This is a genomic window from Kitasatospora sp. NPDC001225, assembly GCF_053597855.1.
On record NZ_JBSFJC010000349.1, the window covers coordinates 1 to 2,557 of the forward strand.

2 protein-coding genes are annotated in these 2,557 nt (G+C 70.6%); both read right to left on the reverse strand.

Features of this window, described 5'->3' with window-relative positions; translation table 11 throughout:
• Positions 1-112: 112 nt before the first annotated feature.
• On the reverse strand, positions 113-904 hold the full coding sequence (istB, locus tag ACWDCZ_RS40235) for an IS21-like element helper ATPase IstB (protein ID WP_049649636.1): 792 nt from the start codon (positions 902-904) through the stop codon (positions 113-115).
• Complete coding sequence (istA, locus tag ACWDCZ_RS40240) at positions 904-2,427, reverse strand: IS21 family transposase (RefSeq protein WP_049649637.1); 1,524 nt, start codon at positions 2,425-2,427, stop codon at positions 904-906. Before istA ends, istB begins: the two co-directional genes overlap by 1 nt.
• Positions 2,428-2,557: the final 130 nt, after the last annotated feature.

The following is a 2,557-nucleotide window of genomic DNA, read 5'->3' on the forward strand; positions in this document are numbered from 1 at the left end:
TGTCAACGGCCATCACGCTCGCCCCACTGGCGGCCGGAGTCCCGCCCCACCTGCGGTCTTCAAGACCGCCCCGGTGGCGGCCAGATAATCTCCCCGCCTGATCTGATGCTGATCAGCTGAAGGGCTTCACCCCCTTGCCAGTGGTGGCCTGGGTGAGCCGGTAGCTGTCACCCTGGGTGACGACGATGTGGGCGTGGTGCATGAGCCGGTCGACCGTGGCGGTGGCCAGGGTCTTGGGCATGATCTCGTCGAACCCGGAGGGGTGGAGGTTGCTGCTGACCGCGACCGAGCGCCGTTCGTAGGCCGCGTCGACCAGCCGGTAGAAGCCCTCGGCGGCGTCCGGCGAGACGGGCAGCAGACCGATGTCGTCCACGATGATCAGGTCCGAGCGGATGATCCGCGACAGCGCCCGGGCGATCGAGTCGTCCGCCCGGTGCCGGCGGACCAGCGCGCCCAGGTCCTCGATGGTGAACCAGGCGACCGTCATCCCGGACTCGACCGCGGCCTGGCCGAGCGCCTCGGTGAAGTGGCTCTTGCCCGTGCCCGACGGACCACAGACACAGAGGTTCTCCCGACGTCCCACCCACTCAAGGGACTTGAGCGCGTCCTGGGTCTGCCTCGGGATCGCGGAGGCGGTCTCGTCCCAGTCACCGAAGGTCTTGCCGCTCGGGAAGCCGGCCCGCTTGCGGCGGGTGTGCAGGTTAGCACGGTCGCGGCCGGCGGCCTCTTCCGCCAGAAGGACCCTCACCACCTCGGCCGGATCCCAGCGTTGGGCCTTCGCGGTGGGGATGATGTCGGTCAGCGAGCGGCGGATGTGCGGGAGCTTGAGCCGCTTGGTCAGTTCGATGGCCTCGGCCAGCGGGTCGCCGTTGGTGCCGTGGACGGTGCGGAGCGGGGTGGCCATCAGGACGGGTCGCTTTCGTTGTGGTCGAGCAGGGTGTTGAGGCCGAAGGAGGACCAGGCGGAGGTGCCCGGCTGGAGCGAGTGCTCCTCGCTGCGGCGGGTGGGTTCGGCCTGGCCGTGGACGGCCTGGTAGTCGAGGATCGAGAGCAGGTCCTTGTCCGCGAAGCGGCCGGTGACCGCGGCGGTGCCCAGCGCCCGGTCGACCTCCCCGGCCGAGAAGAGCTTCGAGAGGGCGACGGCCTCGGCCATCTTCGCCTTGATCCGGCGGGTGCCGGAGGCGGCGGCCTCGACCAGCCAGCTCGCGGCGCCGGGGCCGAGCCCGAGGAAGGCGACCTCCTCGGCGTTGGTCGCCTTCGGCGTGCGGTCGGCTTCCTTGTCCTCGCGCGGCGGGTAGTGCGCGTCGTCCAGCACGGGCGAGCCCGGCTTGCCGGCCGGGTGCCGGGCGACCTCCTGGGCCGAGCCGCGCTCGTCGACCGCGGTGACGATCAGCTCCTCGCCGTGGAAGCGGGCCCAGACCCGGGTGTCGATCAGCTCGTGCGGGACCGAGTAGCGCACCGCCTCGACCGAGATCGTGGAGTCCCAGTTGACCCGGCGGGTCGTGCCGAACGCCGCGGTGAACGGCTGCCGGGGCAGCGGGTGCAGCCGCTGTTGCTCCTCAGCCAGCCGGTCGACGGGCTTGCGCCTGGTCTCCCGGTGCGGGCGGGAATTGACCTCGTCGCAGAACTGGCGGCAGGCCGCCTCCAGTTCGCCGAACGTGCGGAACTCCTCGCGCAGGTTCACGTCCTTGGGCACCAGGTCGGCCTTCGCGATCCGCACCGTCGCCTCCGAACCGCCCTTGGACTCCGGGTCAGCCGGCACGCAAGTACGAATGGTCGTGCCGTAGTGCCGGGCGACCTCCACGATCTCCGGGTTGCGGACTGCGATCCCGGCGACGTGGTCGGTGGTCACCGTCTTCTCGTTGTCGGTGAGCACGTAGGCCGGCACCCCGCCGATCCGCCGCAACGTGGCGTCCAGGCAGGCGGTGACCGTCGGCAGGGTCTTGTCCCAGATCGGGATCACCACCCGGAACCGGGACCAGGCCAGCCACGCGCAGAACAGTGTGGTCTTGCGGCCCTTGATCACCGGCCCGTCGCCGAAGTCGTACTGCAACCAGAGCCCGGGCTCGGTCACCCACGGCCGGTAGACACGGCGCCGACCGGCCTTGAACTGGGCTTTCGCCTCGGCGACGGTTCGGCGGGTGGTGCGTTCCCCGCCTGTGAAGCCCATCGCGGTGATCCGCCGGTGCACCACGTCCGCGCGGATGCGGCCCTGCGAGCGGACCACCAGCTCCTCGATCTTCGGAAGGTAGTCGTCGATCGCCCGGGCCCGGTGACGGCGCTGGCCCGGCTCGTGGCCGGCCTCGCGCATCTTCACGTACCGGGCCACCGTGTGGTGGTCGCACCCGGCCAGCTCGGCCGCAGCACGGTAACTGCCTGTGAGGTCGAACGCCTCCAGGATTTCCATGATCTCCCTGCTGTTCTTCACCCGCTCCAGCGTCGCCGAGCGGGACTACTCGGGGCGAGCGGGGAGATATCTGGCCGTACTCGGGGAATCCCGTGGCCGCAGATTGCGCCGTATGTGGCCGCCAGCTGGGAGGATGCCACGGCCGCCGTCA